Source organism: Paenibacillus sp. DMB5, from assembly GCF_001517085.1.
Classification (GTDB): Bacteria; Bacillota; Bacilli; order Paenibacillales; family Paenibacillaceae; genus Paenibacillus_AQ.
On record NZ_LRAC01000120.1, the window covers coordinates 216,517 to 234,933 of the forward strand.

Below are 18,417 nucleotides of genomic sequence, written 5' to 3' on the forward strand. Positions count from 1 at the left end.
CGCTCATTCCTTCCCTTGTAACTTTTCTGCAGGAACCAGCAGCAGAATTCTTGTCCCTCTGCCCTTCTGTGATTCCACGCTGAACGTGCCGCCGACCAGCTCTGCGCGTTCCTGCATACCAAAGAGGCCCAGCCCGGTTCCCCCGGGTTCGTCCCCAGGATGGAAGCCTACGCCTTCATCTTCGACCTGCAGGCGCAGGATGCCGTCCTTTTCGGTCAGCGTAACCTTGACCATATCCACCTGGGCATATTTCAGCGCATTCAGCACTGCCTCCTGGCACACCCGGTAGACGACTGTTTCAATCTCGCTGCCGTAGCGCTTCTCGGATAGCCGGGATTCGAAGTCAATTACAAGACCATAGCTCTGCTCCATCCGCTTGAAGTGGGAACGGAAGGCTGCCTCCAGGCCGAAATCATCAAGCGCAGCCGGCCTCAGCTCCACCGAGAGATTGCGGATATCGCTGAGCAGCCGGGTCATGGATACCTCGGTCTGCTTCACCTTCCGCAGCAGCTTCTCGTCATCGGTCATATATTTGAGTACACGCAGGTCAATGACTGCACTCATCAATTCCTGGGCTACACTGTCATGCAGCTCGCGGGAGATCCGTTTGCGCTCCTTCTCTTGAGCTTCAATAACATGCTTCATCATTTTATTCTGATAGAATTTCTCCTGGGTCTTGAACTGCCTGGTCAAATCCCTCAGCATGAAAACACGGATTCCCTGCTCGGCATCAATCGTATGAAAGGTGGCTGCATAAGGGACGATTCCTTTATCCCTTGTTTCAAGGTAAACCTGATAGGAAGTGAAGTCCTCAGTGCCCGGTGTATTGAAATAGCAGTTCAGACAGGTCCGCAGCTCCGTCTCGCTTGTATATCCCCGGCAGGTTCCGCATAGTGCCAGGGGATTTCCCTGATACAGCTGGTTCAGAATATTCTGGTCAACAATATTTTCAGCAGCCGGGTTCATCGCGAGTGCCTTGCCTTCCCGGTCAAAAAAGAACATGGCCTCGGTGCTGTTCTCGAACAGCCTGCTCATCAGAAGATTTGTCAGATCTTTTCCGCGTGTAATCAACTCAGCAACAATTCCTTCCCGTTCAAGTCTCCAATCCCGTTTCGCGCCGTTGCTTCCAGAGCCTGCACCATCTCAAGGGTAACCTGCCGTTCACCTCTGAATCCTCCCAGCAGCACACCGGCTACACGGGCATCATTCCAGATAGGTACAGCGGCGATGCTGCGCAGATTCTCCATTTTGGTTATTGGATAAGTAAATAAGGAATCAGGCTGTACGTCTTTCTCTACAGAAGGCAGCAGAAACGGTTTTCCGGTCTTGAACACGATTCCGGCTATCCCTCTGCCTGATTGCAGAACGATCCGTTTGTACCGTTCATTCGTGTTCCCCGAGGCGTACTTCCAGCGGATCACATAATCATATTCCGCTGGTTCAGCAAGCGCCAGTGAGATGAAGTCATAACCGAGCGCCATGCGGATCCGGTCAAGCTCCCCCTGGTAATCCACCTTCTTTTTCATCGTTCCCACTCCTATTTGAACAGGGAAAGAACCAGCGGCTTCTTTCCATTAATTCGTTTTATTTCTTCTGTATAGAATATAACTTCTGCCTATATAATTCAACGGAACACTCCAGACATGGACCAGCCGCGTAAACGGCCAGAAGGCAAAGATAGCAAAGCCCGACAGGATATGCAGCTTGAACGAAAACGGCACATCCGCCATCAGCGAAGGATCGGGACGGAACATGAACAGTCCGCGGAACCAGACGGAAATCGTATCCCGGTAGTCAAACTCCGGCTGTACAGCATTCGTTACAATAGTGGAGTACATCCCCATGAATACTATAAATAGAAGCAACGAGTTGACAATCAGGTCAGATGCGCTGCTGAGCCTGCGGACATTCTTGATCGTAAAGCGCCGCGAAGTGAGAATCAGCATACCGGCCAGTGTAGCAAAACCGAAGATTCCGCCGATATACACCGCCCCGATATGGTACATGTGATCGCTCACACCAACGGCCTCCAGCCACGATTTGGGGACGGCAAGACCCCCGATATGGCCGAGAATAACCGGCATAATCCCGAGGTGGAACAGGATGCTGCCGAATTTCAGCTGCTTTTTCTCAATAAACTCACTGGATTTGGCTGTCCAGTTGAACTGGTCCTTGCGGTACCGGAAAATATGTCCGAATATAAAGACCACCAGACACATATAGGGGAAAATGACCCATAAAAACTGACCGTACATATTCATTGACTCAGGGCCTCCTGTTCAGCACAAGCTTTAAATGTTTCGCGCAGCCCCTTCACCAGATGGAAATAGGGACTGTTGTTTTTCTCAAGCGCCTTGAGCAGATGGTACGTGCCATCCTCCAGGATCGCGATCAGCATCCGGAAGTTCTCCGGGGCATCCGGGTTATCCAGCCACTCTGCAGCATACAGAAATTCACACATCAGCGGCAGGAAATCAGGCAGCTCCCCTTCCGGCATTTCCAGCCCGAACATTTCATAGAGGAGCTTCAGCTTAGCGAGCATTTGTCCGCGTTCTTGGCATCCTCAAACTTGAAATAAGTCATATATAAGGCACAATCCTTCTGAAAATCAAAGGTCGCCGCATAGCTCTCCTGAATTTCTTCCAGACTGAAGCTCTGCATCTGTGTCCAGTAGGTATGCACATGGCCGTAACCGGGATGATCCGGGCTGAACGCCTCCTCCAGAAAAGCCGGATGAAAATCCAGCTTCTCGGGATACATGAGCTGCAGGGCGAAATATCCGAAGGATTCCTTATAGCTGTGCAATTTGGTCAGATCAATCACGCCAAATCCCCCCGTAGAAATTCTCCTCGTACATGTCTTTACCGGTCTTCAGGCTTTCGGAGATCGAGCTGGCGGCACCACAGCCGTCACAGCCGGAGCCGGTGCCCATATCGCCCATTCCATTGCCATAACCGGCTGAGCCTTGGGCGCGGTATGGATTCATATGCTGCTCTTTGTGTGAGGTCGGGATGACGAACCGGTCCTCGTATTTGGCGATCGCCAGCAGCCGGTACATCTGCTCCATCTGCTGGGCAGTCATTCCGACACGGTCCAGACGGCTATGATCAAATTCCTGGCCGGAGGATTGGGCACGCATGTAAGAGCGCATCATCGCCATCCGCTGCAGGGCTTCTTTGACAGTCTGTGTATCTCCGGCGGTCAGCATATTGGCCAGGTATTGGATCGGTGTGCGCATTTCTTCAATCGCCGGGAAAATCATATCCGGATTCTTCAGAGAATCCTTGCCCTCGAAATAGTTCATGATCGGGCTGAGCGGCGGTACATACCAGACCATCGGCAGCGTCCGGTATTCCGGATGCAGCGGGAACGCCAGCTTGTGCTCAATCGCCAGCTTGTATACCGGTGAATTCTGGGCAGCTTCCAGCCAGTCCTCTGAAATGCCGTCTTTTCTGGCCTGGGCAATGACCTCCGGATCATGCGGATTCATAAACAAATCGCATTGCGCCTTGTACAGATCCTGCACATCAGGTGTAGAAGCTGCTTCAAGCACCTTGTCGGCGTCGTACAGCAGAACACCCAGATAGCGGATACGGCCGGTACAGGTCTCCGAGCAGACTGTCGGCAGTCCTGCCTCCACGCGCGGGAAGCAGAAGGTGCATTTCTCCGCCTTGTTGGTCTGCCAGTTGAAGTAGACCTTCTTGTACGGACAGCCGGTCATACAGTATCTCCAGCCGCGGCAGGCTTCCTGGTCAACCAGAACGATGCCGTCCTCTTCCCGTTTGTACATCGCTCCTGAAGGACAGGAGGCGACGCAGCTCGGGTTCAGACAGTGCTCGCAGAGGCGGGGCAGATAGACCATAAACGATTTCTCGAAGTTGAATTTAATCTCTTCCTCGATTTTCTGGATGTTCGGGTCGAGCGGACCGGTGACATGCGCACCGGCCAGATCGTCCTCCCAGTTCGGGCCCCACTCCAGGTCCATTTTTTCACCGGTTACTGCAGAATGGGCCCGTGCTACCGGTGAATGCTTCTGCTCCCCTGCATTAGTCAGATGCTCATAGTTGTATGTCCACGGCTCATAGTAATCCTTCATTTCCGGCATGTCCGGGTTATAAAAGATTTTACCGAGCGCGATCTTGGACAGCTTGTTGCCGGACTTCAGCTCCAGCTTGCCTTTGCGCAGCTGCCAGCCGCCCTTGTAAAGCTCCTGGTCCTCCCAGCGCTTCGGATAGCCGATTCCGGGCTTCGTTTCCACGTTGTTGAACCACATGTATTCCGCACCCTTGCGGTTCGTCCAGGTTGTCTTGCAGGTGACGCTGCAGGTATGACAGCCGATGCATTTATCCAGATTCATTACCATTGCAACTTGCGCTTTAATTTTCAAGCCAGTTAACCTCCTTCATTTTGCGTACGGCTACGTAGACATCACGCTGGTTGCCGATCGGGCCATAGTAGTTGAAACCGTAGCTGAGCTGTGCGTATCCGCCGACCATCTGGGTAGGCTTCAGATGAATCCGTGTAGGCGCATTATGGCTTCCGCCGCGGGTATCGGTAATCTCCGACCCCGGAACCTGAATATGTTTGTCCTGGGCATGGTACATGAACATGGTGCCTCTCGGCATCCGGTGGCTGACTACCGCCCGTGCAGTAACAACCCCGTTACGGTTGTATACTTCCAGCCAGTCATTATCCGCAATGTTATGGGCTGCAGCATCCTCATTGTTAATCCATACGGTCGGACCTCCGCGGAACAGGGTCAGCATATGCTGGTTATCCTGATAGGTGGAGTGAATGTTCCATTTGCCGTGCGGCGTCAAATATCTCAGCACCAGCGAATCCTGGCCGCCCTTGACTGCCTTGTCACGCGGTCCGAAGACCATCGGCGGCAATGTCGGCTTAAATACCGGCAGGGATTCCCCGTACTGCAGGAAAATTTCATGGTCAATATAGAAATGCTGTCTTCCGGTCAGCGTACGGAACGGCACAAGACGTTCGATATTCGTAGTGAACGGCGAATACCGGCGTCCCTGCTTGTTCGAGCCGCTGAACACCGGGGTCGGAATGACCTCCCGCGGCTGTGCAGTGATGCTCTGGAACGTAATTTTCTCTGCTGCACGGTCTGCCGAAATGTCCTTCAGCGGAACCCCGTGATCCTTCTCGGCCGATTCATAGGCCTTCTGGGATACACGTCCGTTGGTCGCGGAGGACAGATGCAGAATCGTATCTGCAGCCTGGCGGGCGGTTTGCAGCTTCGGCAGGCCGTTCTTGATCGATTCGTCAAAGTAGACGCCGCTAAGCTTCTTTAATTCCTCATATTCCTCAGCAACCGAGAAGCTGACGCCGTGTGCGCCGGCTTTGCCGACTGCCAGATTTGGTCCGAGGGAAATGTATTTATCATGAATTTTGGTGTAGTCACGTTCCACAATGCTCAGGTTCGGCATCGTTTTGCCCGGAATGGCCTCCACTTCGCCCTTGGCCCAGTCTTTAACCAGACCCATCGGCTGGGAGATTTCACTGATCGAATCATGACCGAGCGGTGAAGCAACGATGTCCTTGTATACGCCCGGCAGATGGGTTTTAGCCATCTCGGAGAATACTTCCGACAGCTGGCGGTAAATATCCCAGTCCGAACGCGATTCCCACAGCGGATTGACCGCCGGATTGAACGGGTGAACGAACGGATGCATGTCGGTCGATGAAAGATCTGTTTTCTCGTACCAGGTTGCCGCCGGCAGTACAATATCTGCATAGAGCGGAGTTGTGGTCATCCGGAAATCCATCGCAACCATCAGATCCAGCTTGCCTTCCACACCCTCGCGCCAGATGATTTCCTCCGGCTTCTGCTCCTCATTCGGCTCGGCAAGCAGGCCGTCCGAAGCGCCGAGCAGATGCTTCATGAAGTATTCCTGGCCTTTAGCCGAGCTCGAGATCAGATTGGAACGCCAGATAAAGAGCGAACGCGGGAAGTTCTCCGGTGCGCCCGGATCTTCCACCGCAAAGCGGGTTTTGCGCGATTTGATCTCCTCCAGCGCATGGCCGATGATCTCGCTGTTGGATTTCTTGCCTTCCCGGGCCGCTTCTTCCGCGAACAGCAGGCTGTTCTTGTTGAACTGCGGGAAGGACGGCAGCCAGCCGAGGCGTGCAGCCAGCACGTTGTAATCGGCCGGATGCTGGTAAGCAAGCTCGCCGCCGGTCGGCGATTTCAGCGAATCGGTTCCGCTCTCTTCATACCGCCACTGCTCGGTAGCGAAATAGAAGAAGGAGGTCGCATTCTGCTGCCGCGCCGGGCCCTGCCAGTCCTTCGCGAAAGCCACAGTAGACCAGCCTTCGATCGGACGGCATTTCTCCTGGCCGACATAGTGCGCCCAGCCGCCGCCGTTAACGCCCTGCGAAGCAGTCAGGACCACCAGGTTCAGAATCGAACGGTAGATGGTATCACTGTTGAACCAGTGATTAATCCCGGCGCCCATGATAATCATGGAACGGCCGCCCGTATCAATGGCATTTTGGGCGAATTCGCGGGCAATCTGCACCACGACGCTGGCTTTAACTGTCGTAATTTTCTCCTGCCATGCCGGAGTATAATGAGAAGCTTCGTCATAGTAATCTTTGGCGTTAAGCGGGCTGTTGGTACGGGCAATCCCGTACTGGCTAAGCATCAGATCGTAGACAGTAGCTATATAGCGCTCCGTTCCGTCAGCCAGCCGCATTTTGCGGGCCGGAATCATCCGCCGGAATGTGCCGTTGCCCGAGTTGTCAAAGAACGGGAATACGATTTCCGTCCATTCTTCGCCATGGCCTTCAATACTCAGCGCCGGTTCAATCTTGCTGCCGTCTTCATTCTCAAGAATCAGGTTCCACTTCTTGCCTTCTTCCCAGCGCTGGCCCATCGTGCCGTTAGGGACAATAACCTTACCGGCTGCCTCATCATAGATGACCGGCTTCCAGTCGGAATGCGGCGTGCTGTCCCCGAGGTCGCTTGCCCGCAGGAAGCGTCCGCCCTTCCAGACGTCCTCATGCGGATCGAGCAGTATCAGGAACGGCATATCTGTATATTGCTTGGCATAGTTCAGGAACATCGGCTCCTGCCGCTCCTGGTAGAATTCATTCAGTATCACATGCGTCATGGCCTGGGCCACTGCCGCATCTGTTCCCGGGTTCGGAGCCAGCCAGTTGTCGGCGAATTTCACATTCTCTGCAAGGTCAGGCGCGACTGAGACAACCTTGGTTCCCTTGTAGCGGACTTCAGTCATAAAGTGCGCATCCGGTGTCCGTGTCAGCGGGACATTCGAGCCCCACATGATCAGATAGCCGGAATTGTACCAGTCAGAGGACTCCGGCACATCGGTCTGCTCACCCCAAATTTGCGGGGAAGCCGGCGGCAGATCGGCATACCAGTCATAGAAGCTCAGCATCTGGCCGCCAAGCAGGGAGATAAAGCGTGCGCCGGAAGCATAGCTGACCATCGACATAGCCGGAATCGGCGTAAAGCCGGCGATCCGGTCCGGTCCGTATTTACGGATCGTATAGATCAGCTGTGCCGAGATCAGATGAAGCGCATCGTCCCAGTTAACGCGGATATGTCCGCCTTTGCCACGGGCTTTTTTATACTGGCTGGCTTTCTCAGGATCTTCCACAATACTGGCCCAGGCATCGACATAATTGCCGTGCTCCTGCAGGGCCGCCTGCCACAGCCTCCACAGCTTGCCGCGTACATAGGGATATTTCACACGCAGCGGGCTGTACTCATACCACGAAAAGGTCGCACCGCGCGGACAGCCGCGGGGTTCAAACTCCGGCATGTCCGGTCCGCAGGAAGGGTAGTCAATCTGCTGGTTCTCCCAGGTGATAATTCCGTTCTTCACGAATACCTTCCAGCTGCAGGAGCCGGTACAGTTAACGCCGTGAGTAGTGCGGACGACTTTATCGTGAGACCAGCGCTGGCGGTACATATTTTCCCAATCTCTATTTTTCTCTTCAAGAATGGACCATTTTCCGGAATAGCTCTCAATCGGTTTAAAAAAGTTAAGGCCGAATTTCTTCTTCATCGGTTACGAACACTCCTTTGCAGAATGAAGGACATGGTAGCGCAAATCTATTCAATCATTCAATTAATACCATTATGGATCTGGAGGCCGGCAGTCCCATTAGGGAAACACCTATTGCGCCGCGGGAAATCCCTTGATCTGCTTAAACGGCAAATACGCCTTCCCCAAAACCGGGAAAAGCGCTGCTATAGCCCTCTTTCTTCACTGCCGGAAGCCCGCATAGGGAGTTCCCTCTTTGTTGTACGGGGAATACCTTACCGGGGATTTCACTACCAGCTGATATGCTATACTGATCAAAAATACGGAGAGGATGAACGACATGGGAGGACCTTCATTACGCCAGCTGCATGCCCATCATGCCATTCATGAGGGCGGTCTGTCCGGTGCAATCGGCAAAACTGAAGAAGTTGAGGAGCTGCTTGAGGCAAAAGAATTCGAGGTGGCCCGCCAGGCGGCCGAGCATCTGCTTGAATACTGGGAGACGCGGATTCTAAGTCACGCCGATGCGGAGGAAGACGGCTTCTATCAGGAAATGGAAGCGAAGCAGCCGGACCTGCATAACGCAGTAATCCGGCTGACCCGTGATCATGAAATATTGAGGATTATTGTCAGGGACACCAAAGCCCGGCTGGCCCGGGAAGGGCTCACACCGGAGGTGCTTCATCAGTTTCACGCTCTGCTGGTTGTTAATGCTGTTCATAGCCGGGATGAGGAACGTCTGCTGTTCGGGGAGGCATAACCTGCTCCGGCTGCACCAGAAGAGCCCGCAAATCATCTTTGTTTATAAGCAAATCCTGCAGCGTATATTCATCCAGTACCTGCAGGTAAGCTTTGAGCGCCTTGCCCAGCACGCCTTTCAGCCCGCACACCGGAGAGATCGGACAATGACCGCCTGAAGGATGGAAGCATTCGACGAGATACAGATCGTCTTCCATCCTCCGGACGACCTCCCCGATGTTAATGTCTCCGGGTGCCAGTGCGAGGCGGATCCCGCCTCCCCTTCCCCTAACCGTTTCGATGAAACCTGCCTTGCCCAGTTCATGGGAAACCTTCATCAGATGATTCTTCGAGATTTGATAAGCATCCGAAATCCCTTGAATCTTTGACAGCTCTTTCCGCTCCTTCGCTCCAAGATACAAAAGTATCCGCAAAGAGTAATCTGTATATAAAGTCAGCCTCATAACCAGCCTCCAAACCACATGCATAGTAAGTGATATTTATTACAAATAATTTTAATAAAATTGTCTATTTTGTTAAAGTGGTATTTTAAATATATCTTTTAATTAAAATTCGGTATATATTAATTTTGGATTAATTGAGAGGGGATGAACATTATTTTATCACAACACACACGTGACATTGTTAAGTCGACAGCGCCGGTATTGGCAGAGCACGGGACAACCATAACAACCGTTTTTTACCGGAATTTGTTCGAAGCCCACCCGGAACTATTGAATGTATTTAACCATGCCAACCAGGCACAGGGCCGTCAGCAGGCCGCACTCGCGAACGCAGTGTATGCCGCAGCCGTACACATTGATAACCTGGAGAACATTCTGCCGGCGGTAGTCCAAATCGCCCACAAGCATGTCAGTCTCGGCATCAAGCCGGAGCATTATCCGATCGTCGGTGAATTTTTGCTGAAAGCGATCAAGGAAGTGCTTGGCGATGCCGCTACACCTGAAATTCTGCAGGCCTGGGAAGAAGCATATGGCGTTATCGCAGATGCTTTCATCGGTGTTGAGGACAGCATGTATAAAGAAGCCCGCGAGCAGGAAAACGGCTGGAATTTCTTCAAACCCTTCACCGTTGCCCGTAAAGTGCAGGAGAGCGGCAATATTACCTCCTTCTATCTGAAGCCTGCGGACGGCTCGAATGTTCCGGACTACAAGCCGGGCCAGTATATTTCTGTTCGCGTGTTAATTCCAGGCGAGAAATACACCATGATCCGTCAGTACAGTCTGTCCCAGGCTCCAAAAGCGGACGAATTCCGCATCTCCGTAAAACGCGAGGAAGCGAACGATCCGAATGGGGTTGTGTCCGTCTACCTGCACAATCAGGTCAACGAAGGCGACACTGTTGAGCTCAGCGCCCCTGCAGGTGAATTCATGCTCGATGTCTCCAAAACCACACCTGTAGCGTTCATCTCCGGCGGCGTAGGCATCACTCCGATGATGAGCATGTTGGAAACGGTTGCTAATACCACACCGGACCGGCCGGTAGTCTTCCTGCATTCTGCTCGCAATGAAGCCCTCGCAGCTTTCCGCCAGGATGTTGAGAAATACGCAGCCGCTATGAGCAACGCCAAGACCAAGACCTTCCTCTCCGGTGGGCCTGACGGTGTAATTACAGGCGAAATCCTGAAAAGCTATGTGGATGTGACCGGTGAAGCCTATGTGTGCGGCCCTGTTCCTTTCATGGAAGCCATGATCCGCGAGCTGATTAAGCTTGGAATGAAGGAAGAGCAGATTCATTACGAGTTCTTTGGTCCGGCTCTACAATTACAGAACAGCTAAGTTTGTGCGTCTGGTCACCCTTGCACCTTTCCGGCTTGCGCTATCCTTTGGTATAGAAGCCGCATTGTGCGGTATACATATTCAGGAGGATTGCACAAATGGAAAAGGTAGCTGTTGATTATGAGAAAATGTACTACGGGTTCCCGGTTATTCTGGTCAGCTTTTATGATGCGGATGGCAAACCGAATGTGACGCCTATCTCCTCTTCCTATTCACTGAAGGACATGATGATGCTGGGCTTCAGCAGCAAAGGCTATGCCGTTAACCAGATCAAGGCGGTGCGGGATTTCGTAATCAATATTCCCGGCCGTTCGCTGTTGGATGCCATCACTTACTGCGGCGCACATTCCGGACAAGAGCTCAGCAAATTTGACCACGTGGATCTGACGCATGAGCAGGCGCACACGGTCAATGCACCCGTTATCCGGGAATGCATGATTGCCATTGAATGCACTTTGATCCATGTTATTGAGCATGACCAGTTTAAGGGAATTACCAACATTCTGGCCAAGATCAAGGGCCGTTATGTTGCAGGAAATGTACTGAATGAGGAAGGCGGGCTGCAGGCTTCGGAGCTCGACAACATTCTCTATTTCGGAGACGGCCGGCAAAAGAGCTTCCGGTTTATGCAATAGGCTGCCCATATGCGTTACTTACAGCAGCAGCACCATACTTAAATGTAACGTTCCAGCGCACAGCAGCGCCTCCCCGGATGCCGGAGAAGCGCTGCTTGTTTGTTTTATTTATCTAAAAATAATCCGGTCCAGCCTCACTGCCCCTGACTTAACAGCAATTTTTAACTTGGAAGTGCCGGCAGCCGCCAAGCCTACCGCCGGAGCAGTCTGCTTATGTTCACCTGACTGCAGCGTCAATGATGCTATTTCCCGCCCATCCTGAAAAAGAGCTACAGCCGCAGGCTCAGTGCAGCTGTAGACGAAGGAGACATTGCTGTCGTCCCGCGTATCGTTAATCGTATAAGCGGCGAACTCTCCTGCCTCCAGCTCAAGCAGGAACCGGTACCACAAAATATCGAAGAAGAAACGTTTGGTCAAGTCTCCCCTTTGTATCCCCTCTACTATATGCATGCCGGTTCCTGACCTGTATTTGAATGGGTTTCCTTGATCGCGCAGTCCGCTGTAAGACTCTCCTTGGCCCGGCAGCTGATCAAAATCCGTTGCCCGGACGGTACAGCCCGGCGTCCTGAATACTGCGTCCGTTACTTCAGCATTATACCGGCAGTTTTCAACCCTGATGTTCTCCAAATACTGCTCCAGAATTGCACAAGCCTGCTCATAACCTGGATGGGTGCCCCCTCTGGTGTAGTCCATCAGAAGATTCCAGCCTTGCGGCAGATTCACAGAATACGGAGAGTTGGTGTTGTCCATCTTTTTCCACGGCCATAGGTTGTAGCCGATATTTAGTTCAGCAGCCAGCGGATAGATGGCGGTGTACCATTCATTCAGATTCTCACCGCTCTCCCCCAGCCACAGCGGCGCATCCAATCTCGCGGACACTTCAAGGAATTCCTTGAAGGAGCTAAGATCCGGGTAGCAGGCATATCTGTGGAAATGAATGATCATATTGTCATCATATTTTTTGTGGAAAATACTTGTATCCGTCGCCCAGTGATGCCCTTCAATAGACAGCAGATGCTTATCATCCACAGCCCGGATGGCTGCAACCGACTCCTCGTAGAACTGGACCAGCTTGGGAACCAGATAGTCAAAATCCTGTCCGACAGAAGGTGTCTTGATCGGTTCGTTCAGCAGATCATAGCCGCCGACAATCCAGCGGTCCTTGTACCGTTCAGCGAGCTGTCTCCACAGCGCAAGCCCCTTATTCCAGCTGTCCTCATCTGTGAACAACCGCGGCACATCATCAACAGAATCATCGATATTAGCACCCGTCTGGCCTCCCGGAGCACCGTGCAGATCCAGAAAGGCATATATCTTAAACTCCTCACACCAGTCCAGGCAGCGGTCAATGAGCCGAAACCCGTCCTCCTTCCAGACAATTCCCGGCTCATCCTCCATCAGAATACGCCAGTTGATCGGAATCCGCACGGAATTGTATCCCTGCTCTGCCATCAGCCTGATGTCTTCCCTGGTAATGTAGCTGTTACGAAATTCCGTCCAGAACTGCTCCGCGTATTTCGTTCCCGTTAATTCACGGATCACAGCCTCGATCCGCGACGGCCGGTCAAACCGGCTGTTGCCGTCGGTTGTCCACATATACCCTTCCGGCAGCAGCCAGTTGCCAAGCCCCCAGCCGGTGAGCAATATCTCTTCACCCTCGCCGTTTACCACCGTTCTGCCTTCAGCCTTTAGAAATCCGTTAACTCGCGATCTGCTCATTTTCTCATTCATCTGTCCCGGCCGTCCTCCTGCAGCATTATTTGAAGCGGTTACAATAAATACACCTGCGGTTTAGTTTTCTATGTAATAGGCGAATACTGTCTCAACAGGCTTAAAGTACAAATAACCGTCGTCCTCCCAGGGCTGGAAATGCAGATCCATCCGCGAATCCTCCCACGGCACCGGGGTCCCTTTCGTGCTAAGCCGCCCCGGAACTACAGGCTCCTCGACTACGGACGGAAATTCCTGATAGCCGAACAGCAGATTCTCATGCATGGCGATAATATCGTATTTATTGCCGTGGAACGCCCGCTCCTCCTGCAGCTGGTAGTGATAGTAAATATAGCTTGCGACCTTTTCCCGTTTCAGGTGAGCTACTCTTCCGCCGCGCCGCTCAACTGCCGCTTTACGCAGCCAATGCTCATAACCCGCCGGTTCATTGAAGTGAAAGACATCAATCATCTCGATCCACTTCCGCGGAGCCGCTTCACCTTCCCAGTCAATCAGATATTGCCCGGCAGCGCCGGCCACATCCACCGGTTCAACCGGTTCGCTGATGCACTCATAATACAGAAAGACATTATTTTGCCAGGAAAAAGCTGCTGCCGTCATAAGCACCCCGTCCTGTACAAGCTGTTTAGCCCGGATGTCTTCCTGCAATGCCTGCAGACCTGCTGCTGCCTGCCCCTCTTTCCAGATTCCCCTGTAAATCTTGCGTAAAATCGTCAACGAAACTCACCTCTGTTTTGAAAGTAGCTAATTCTGTGCCTGAAGGTCCCCAACCTTTACTATAACATAGCCCGATGACTAGAAGGGGACCTATTGCATGCAGCTTCAGCCTCTTTAGGCTTTAATCAGCCCTGATCAATCTGACAGCCATATAGGATCTGCCAGGAAGGTCGATCCGGAATGAGCCTTCATATGTGCCGGGCAGCCGTTCAACTGACATATTCCACGTGTCAATCACTTCGGCGGCATAGCGTACACCGGGCTCAAGCTCGAAATTGCGGAATCTCGGACGGTTAAAACCGAAATAATATAAATAATACCGGTGCTCAACACCTGCACAGGGCACATCCCAGGCGGATGGAAGCGGATCAAGCCTGCTGCCCGGACTTTCTTCTATAATCTTTCGCAAAAACCCTATCCGCTCCGGACTGGTCCCGTTCAGTCTGCCGCCTTTTGACCACCACAATATCTCCTCAGGATCCAGGTATGTCTCCCCATGCCCCACATACCCGCCGCGGACAGCCCCTTCCCAGAAGCGCCGGGTCAGCTCTTCCCCGTTAATATTGCCCCAGCCCTGATCCACATCCCCTTCATATGCACATTCATCAATAACAACCGGCTTATTCCACCGGTTACGCCATTCTGTTGTCGATTCGGCGGTTTTATAAACATCCACCCGCTGGATACTGCAATGAGTGACCCAGGGTTTGCTGTAATCATAAAAGGCTCCGCAGTTATGGTTGGAGATCAGGTGGCCGGCCGGATCACCGGCTGTAATGATTGCCGCGTAGCGTTCCCAGTCTTCCGGCTGCTTGCTCCGCATCAGATCGTATTCGTTGGCAAGGGACCACCAGACATTGTGAAAAGCCGACAAACGAGCCGTAACATACCGGAGATACAAGTCATCAGTTTCCGGCGGCATTTCAGCATAACCCCAGCGGTCATAAGGATGGAACAGGATCATATCCGCCTCAATGCCCAGCCGGCCGAGATCGGCAATACGCTCTTCAAGATGGCGGAAGAACAACGGATTCAGGCTGTCATAATCCCAGCCTTCCTGTAATGAGCCTGCGAACGGATACAGCTCGGGTTCATTACTGTTGTACAGATACGATTTCGGAAAGACGCACATGCGTATTTTATTGAACGGGGCAGACTTTAGCGTATCCAGCGTCTGTTCTTCCAGCTCTCTCCCCTGGTGAGTCCAGGCATAACAGGTTGTTCCTACGGGGACATAAGGGGTACCGTCCGCATAGCTGAAATGAAAGGTGTCCTTTACCGAAACTGGCCCGCGGTTACCCGGAACAGGTTCAACACACAGAAACGAGCCTGTAATTCCATCCATTTCCTTCACGTTGCTGAAAGTCCTAAAGCTCCATTGCCCCTGCATATCCGGCATAAAACGGATGTAATAACCCCCGCCGCCATCATAGAAGCCGGCCATGCTCACAGTTCGTTCGGCAGACATAAACTCTGCACCAAGCGAAATTTCGGTAAACGGATTTCCGGATGAGGGCCCCTGAAGACTAATCTCAAACAATCCCCATTGTCCGGTCTCTCCAGATACCTTAAAATCTGCCTTTGCGTTGTCATTGAATGTCATAATGCCATTCCTCCCCTAGAGAATCTTCAACCCGCACAATTTCATTGCTGATAAATTTAGTTTAGGTTAGTTTATATAAACTTTCCCAAATACATTCAAACTAAGCGCTTACAAGTGGATATTAGCACTGATATTTCAATAGGTCAACGAAAATATAATAGGATTTTCAACTAAACTAATACTTTAATTTAGTTTAGTTTTAGTGAACTTTTTCTATATACATGCTATACTTTAGCCAATCCCTTAGTTGGAGTGATCCCTATGAAAATTGACGATATCGCCAGGCTTGCCGGTGTATCCAAATCAGCCGTATCTCTGGCCTTTAATAATAAACCGGGAATCAGCGAAGCAACCCGCCGGCATATTCTCGACATCTCACGCAGCCATGGATATATGCCAAGAACCTTGACAGGGAATAAATCCCCTCAGCCAAAAAACAATAACGTACTGCGGTTTGTCGCCTGCAAAAACACCGGCATTGTAACGGAACACTACGAATCCCAGCCATTCTTCAATGAACTGATTCATCATGTTACGGATGCCGCGATACAAGCAGGGTACAGCCTTGTCATCTCCGCCCTGGAAATGCAGCAGCTGCAGCCGGAAATTGAAAACATGGAAAAGGAGCAGCCCTCCGCGGGACTGATGCTGCTTGGAACCAATCTGCCTGCCAGCCTCATAGATAGACTCAAATCTATTCATCCCTGCACTGTAGTTTTGGATACCAGCTTCAGGCAGATTAATGCCAGCTTCGTCTCCATTAACAATTTTATGGGCGGCTATCAGGCTGCCAGGCACCTGCTTGCTTCGGGCCATCGCCATATAGGATATGTGGAGTCAATAATCCGGGTAGTGAACTTTGAGCAGCGTAAGGAAGGGTTTCTGGCTGGACTGCAGGAAGGTGGGCTTTCCCTCGGGGACATGCCGACAGTGGCAGTTGATCCGACTCTGGTTGTCTCCCAGGAGCTGTTCATGGAGGCGGTATCCGCGATGCCCGCTGTGCCGACTGCACTGTTTTGCGAGAATGACTATATTGCGATCAGTGTCATTAAGTCGCTTCAGGAATTGCAGATCCGGGTTCCGGAGCAGGTAGCGGTTATCGGGTTTGATGATATCACAGAAGCGAGAATCATTAGTCCTGAGCTGACAACCATTCATGTTAGAAAGGATGTACTCGCCAAATCAGCGATTGATCTGCTGCTGAAGAAAATAAGCGGTGACGGGCTTGAACATGTTCAGATTCAGGTCAATACCGAGCTGGTCGTCCGTAAATCCTGCTGAACACCATACAAAAACGGCTGCATTATCCTGTATTTAGGATTAATGCAGCCGATTGTGTTAAACCCTGACCTGCAGGATCGCCTGACGCATATCGCTTGTACTCACACTGATTACTCTTGAGGCTTCGTATACCTCCCTTATCTTCTCCAGCTGAAGATCGGTAAGCTCGCGGATCTGGCGGGTCTGCTCGGTAACCCCGCCGGCAATCATAGCCATGCTGCCAACAGTGGCGGCTACCTCCTCTGAACCAGCAGACAGCTCTTCTGCTGTTGCAGATACATCTACGATCTGTTCCGCCACTTCCCGGAATGCGGCTGCTGCAAGCACCAGGGCTTCCTCTGCACCAGCGGACATTCGAACACCCTCACCTACTTCTCTTGAAGCCTCCGTCATCTGCGTGCTTATGCCGGAGGACACTGTTCCGATATGTATCAGCAAGTCTGCAACACGCTCCACTGCCGAGGCAGAGCCTTCCGCAAGCTTGCGCACCTCGCCGGCAACGACGGTGAATCCCCGTCCGTGTTCTCCCGCCCGGGCTGCTTCTATCGAAGCATTGAGAGCCAGAAGCTTCGTCTGGTCGGCGAACTGTCTGATTGCCGCCAGAGCACCTTCAATTTCAGCAGTATAGCCCTGAAGAAGTACAGCCATATTCATCGTCTCGTCTGTTGATTCAGCAATGGATTCCATTTGCCGGCTCATCCGGGACATGGCGGTCTGGGAGGTATTTACCTTATCCAGGGCCTGGACGGCAGTCTCCGATACAGAAGCGGAAGCTGCAGAAATCCGGGAGATTCCCTGAGCCATCTCATCCATTGCCAGCGCACTGCTCTGCGCTCCTTCCGTCTGCGTGCTTGCTCCGGAGTATATCTCTCCGATCTTTACGTTCACCGTTTCACTCATCCGCAGCACATCATCAGCATTCTTGGCGAAGGTCTCTGAGGTACCGTACAGGTTATCAGAGGCTGTTGATACATTTGAGACCATACCTTTAACCCGGATATTCAATTCACCTGACATTTTGAGCATCGCCTGATAGGCGGTTCCGATCTCATCCCGGGATTTGACCGGCCGTCCGTGCAGAATCCGGGAAGCCTCCGCCAGATCCCCGCCGGCCATCGCCCCCGCACCTGCAGTTATCGTATGCAGCGGACGCAAGGAACGGGTGATGAACCAGGCGATAACGCCAAGTGCAACCAGGGAGACAGCAAGAATAATAAGGTAGAGCGGCAAACTCTGGAGCAGCACATCCCGGGTCAGTGAACTGACCACAGTGACATCCGTATCGATTCCCAGCGCCCCGATGAGCGCACCCTGTTCATTTTTGACCGGGACAAAGGCGGATATGTAATCTCCGTATTCAGGATTCTTGATCAGCTCAGAGCTGGCATTATTCCCTGCAAGAACGGACTTGACTGCAGTATCCGGCATATCCGTTTCTTCATTGATCGGGGATGCCAGCGGGTCGCCAGGCGGTCTGCCGTCAATCATCAGCAGCGGCTGACCGGCTTCATCAATTTTCACGAAATAGACATACCGGGCTCCGATGGATGTCCGGAACTGGTCCAGTTCATCCCGCAGCGACCAGTAGAGTTCCGACTCCTGCGGGTCGGCCAGAAAATCACTGTAGCGTCCGGCATCGAGCTGTGTTACATAATGGCTGGCGATGTTCATGTTGTAGCTGCTGATGGTTCCTTGAACGGCTGTCCCGGTATTCACCCATTGGATGGCGAGATTACCTGCCGTGATCCCCAGAATAACTGCTGTTGTCACACAGAGAATCCGGGCAATCAGACTTTTTCGGATAAAAGCAAACATAGAAGCCTTCCCTTTCGCGCATGTCAGTTGCGTTTGTTGTAGTGGGGATTTGCCGAGTTGGCAATGAC

Annotated in this window: 14 protein-coding genes and 1 pseudogene; 4 read left to right on the top strand and 11 right to left on the bottom strand. The window is 52.2% G+C overall.

Annotated features, from left to right (window positions below; all coding sequences use genetic code 11):
- Positions 1 to 3 precede the first annotated feature (3 nt).
- The 6 genes and pseudogenes from AWJ19_RS13285 to AWJ19_RS13310 form a co-directional block, all read right to left on the bottom strand.
- Positions 4 to 1,035, bottom strand: coding sequence for a sensor histidine kinase (locus AWJ19_RS13285; RefSeq protein WP_068724602.1), 1,032 nt, complete (start codon positions 1,033 to 1,035; stop codon positions 4 to 6).
- Positions 1,036 to 1,067: 32 nt separating this feature from the next.
- Positions 1,068 to 1,526: a GAF domain-containing protein gene (locus tag AWJ19_RS13290; RefSeq protein ID WP_068724362.1), complete on the bottom strand. Its 459-nt coding sequence runs from the start codon at positions 1,524 to 1,526 to the stop codon at positions 1,068 to 1,070.
- A gap of 48 nt (positions 1,527 to 1,574) precedes the next feature.
- The gene (gene narI / locus AWJ19_RS13295; protein ID WP_068724364.1) at positions 1,575 to 2,261 is read right to left on the bottom strand and encodes a respiratory nitrate reductase subunit gamma; all 687 of its coding nucleotides are present in this window, start codon (positions 2,259 to 2,261) and stop codon (positions 1,575 to 1,577) included.
- A pseudogene (gene narJ / locus AWJ19_RS13300) lies at positions 2,258 to 2,823 on the bottom strand (nitrate reductase molybdenum cofactor assembly chaperone). The gene narI and the pseudogene narJ overlap by 4 nt, the downstream one beginning before the upstream one ends.
- A complete protein-coding gene (gene narH, locus AWJ19_RS13305; RefSeq protein WP_068724366.1) occupies positions 2,816 to 4,387 on the bottom strand; it encodes a nitrate reductase subunit beta in 1,572 nt (523 codons plus the stop codon). The pseudogene narJ and the gene narH overlap by 8 nt, the downstream one beginning before the upstream one ends.
- The gene (locus AWJ19_RS13310; protein ID WP_068724367.1) at positions 4,377 to 8,051 is read right to left on the bottom strand and encodes a nitrate reductase subunit alpha; all 3,675 of its coding nucleotides are present in this window, start codon (positions 8,049 to 8,051) and stop codon (positions 4,377 to 4,379) included. Before AWJ19_RS13310 ends, narH begins: the two co-directional genes overlap by 11 nt.
- A 319-nt stretch (positions 8,052 to 8,370) precedes the next feature.
- Here AWJ19_RS13310 and AWJ19_RS13315 point away from each other — a divergent pair, with 319 nt between their 5' ends.
- Positions 8,371 to 8,790: a hypothetical protein gene (locus AWJ19_RS13315; protein WP_068724369.1), complete on the top strand. Its 420-nt coding sequence runs from the start codon at positions 8,371 to 8,373 to the stop codon at positions 8,788 to 8,790.
- Here AWJ19_RS13315 and AWJ19_RS13320 read toward each other — a convergent pair.
- The gene (locus AWJ19_RS13320) at positions 8,738 to 9,232 is read right to left on the bottom strand and encodes an Rrf2 family transcriptional regulator (RefSeq protein WP_068724371.1); all 495 of its coding nucleotides are present in this window, start codon (positions 9,230 to 9,232) and stop codon (positions 8,738 to 8,740) included. The genes AWJ19_RS13315 and AWJ19_RS13320 overlap by 53 nt on opposite strands.
- Positions 9,233 to 9,385: 153 nt before the next feature.
- Between AWJ19_RS13320 and hmpA the strand changes: the two genes are divergently transcribed.
- Complete coding sequence (gene hmpA, locus AWJ19_RS13325) at positions 9,386 to 10,567, top strand: NO-inducible flavohemoprotein (protein ID WP_068724603.1); 1,182 nt, start codon at positions 9,386 to 9,388, stop codon at positions 10,565 to 10,567.
- Between the two features lie 98 nt (positions 10,568 to 10,665).
- Entirely contained in the window at positions 10,666 to 11,202 is a 537-nt protein-coding gene (locus tag AWJ19_RS13330) for a flavin reductase family protein (protein WP_068724373.1), read from the top strand.
- Positions 11,203 to 11,310: 108 nt separating this feature from the next.
- On the opposite strand, the gene AWJ19_RS13335 is transcribed toward AWJ19_RS13330, so the two are convergent.
- From AWJ19_RS13335 to AWJ19_RS13345, 3 genes are all read right to left on the bottom strand, one after another.
- Positions 11,311 to 12,933 carry a cellulase family glycosylhydrolase gene (locus AWJ19_RS13335; protein WP_068724375.1) on the bottom strand — a complete coding sequence of 541 codons (1,623 nt, stop codon included), beginning with the start codon at positions 12,931 to 12,933 and terminating at the stop codon, positions 11,311 to 11,313.
- 60 nt (positions 12,934 to 12,993) lie between these two features.
- A complete protein-coding gene (locus AWJ19_RS13340) occupies positions 12,994 to 13,650 on the bottom strand; it encodes a hypothetical protein (RefSeq protein WP_068724377.1) in 657 nt (218 codons plus the stop codon).
- A gap of 121 nt (positions 13,651 to 13,771) precedes the next feature.
- Entirely contained in the window at positions 13,772 to 15,253 is a 1,482-nt protein-coding gene (locus AWJ19_RS13345) for a DUF5605 domain-containing protein (protein WP_068724378.1), read from the bottom strand.
- 261 nt (positions 15,254 to 15,514) lie between these two features.
- Here AWJ19_RS13345 and AWJ19_RS13350 point away from each other — a divergent pair, with 261 nt between their 5' ends.
- Positions 15,515 to 16,534, top strand: a complete 1,020-nt coding sequence (locus AWJ19_RS13350; RefSeq protein WP_068724380.1) for a LacI family DNA-binding transcriptional regulator — start codon at positions 15,515 to 15,517, stop codon at positions 16,532 to 16,534.
- Positions 16,535 to 16,591: 57 nt separating this feature from the next.
- Here the strand turns inward: AWJ19_RS13350 and AWJ19_RS13355 are convergent, their stop codons facing one another.
- Positions 16,592 to 18,349, bottom strand: a complete 1,758-nt coding sequence (locus AWJ19_RS13355; RefSeq protein WP_068724383.1) for a methyl-accepting chemotaxis protein — start codon at positions 18,347 to 18,349, stop codon at positions 16,592 to 16,594.
- Positions 18,350 to 18,417: the final 68 nt, after the last annotated feature.

Excerpts from the sequence above, each read along its gene's own strand:
- AWJ19_RS13315 (WP_068724369.1), top strand. The coding sequence starts at position 8,371 with ATGGGAGGACCTTCATTACGCCAGCTGCATGCCCATCATGCCATTCAT.
- AWJ19_RS13320 (WP_068724371.1), bottom strand. The coding sequence starts at position 9,232 with ATGAGGCTGACTTTATATACAGATTACTCTTTGCGGATACTTTTGTAT.
- AWJ19_RS13345 (WP_068724378.1), bottom strand. The coding sequence starts at position 15,253 with ATGACATTCAATGACAACGCAAAGGCAGATTTTAAGGTATCTGGAGAG.
- AWJ19_RS13285 (WP_068724602.1), bottom strand. The coding sequence starts at position 1,035 with ATGAGCAGGCTGTTCGAGAACAGCACCGAGGCCATGTTCTTTTTTGAC.
- AWJ19_RS13335 (WP_068724375.1), bottom strand. The coding sequence starts at position 12,933 with ATGAATGAGAAAATGAGCAGATCGCGAGTTAACGGATTTCTAAAGGCT.
- AWJ19_RS13290 (WP_068724362.1), bottom strand. The coding sequence starts at position 1,526 with ATGAAAAAGAAGGTGGATTACCAGGGGGAGCTTGACCGGATCCGCATG.
- narI (WP_068724364.1), bottom strand. The coding sequence starts at position 2,261 with ATGAATATGTACGGTCAGTTTTTATGGGTCATTTTCCCCTATATGTGT.
- AWJ19_RS13310 (WP_068724367.1), bottom strand. The coding sequence starts at position 8,051 with ATGAAGAAGAAATTCGGCCTTAACTTTTTTAAACCGATTGAGAGCTAT.
- AWJ19_RS13350 (WP_068724380.1), top strand. The coding sequence starts at position 15,515 with ATGAAAATTGACGATATCGCCAGGCTTGCCGGTGTATCCAAATCAGCC.
- AWJ19_RS13355 (WP_068724383.1), bottom strand. The coding sequence starts at position 18,349 with ATGTTTGCTTTTATCCGAAAAAGTCTGATTGCCCGGATTCTCTGTGTG.
- AWJ19_RS13330 (WP_068724373.1), top strand. The coding sequence starts at position 10,666 with ATGGAAAAGGTAGCTGTTGATTATGAGAAAATGTACTACGGGTTCCCG.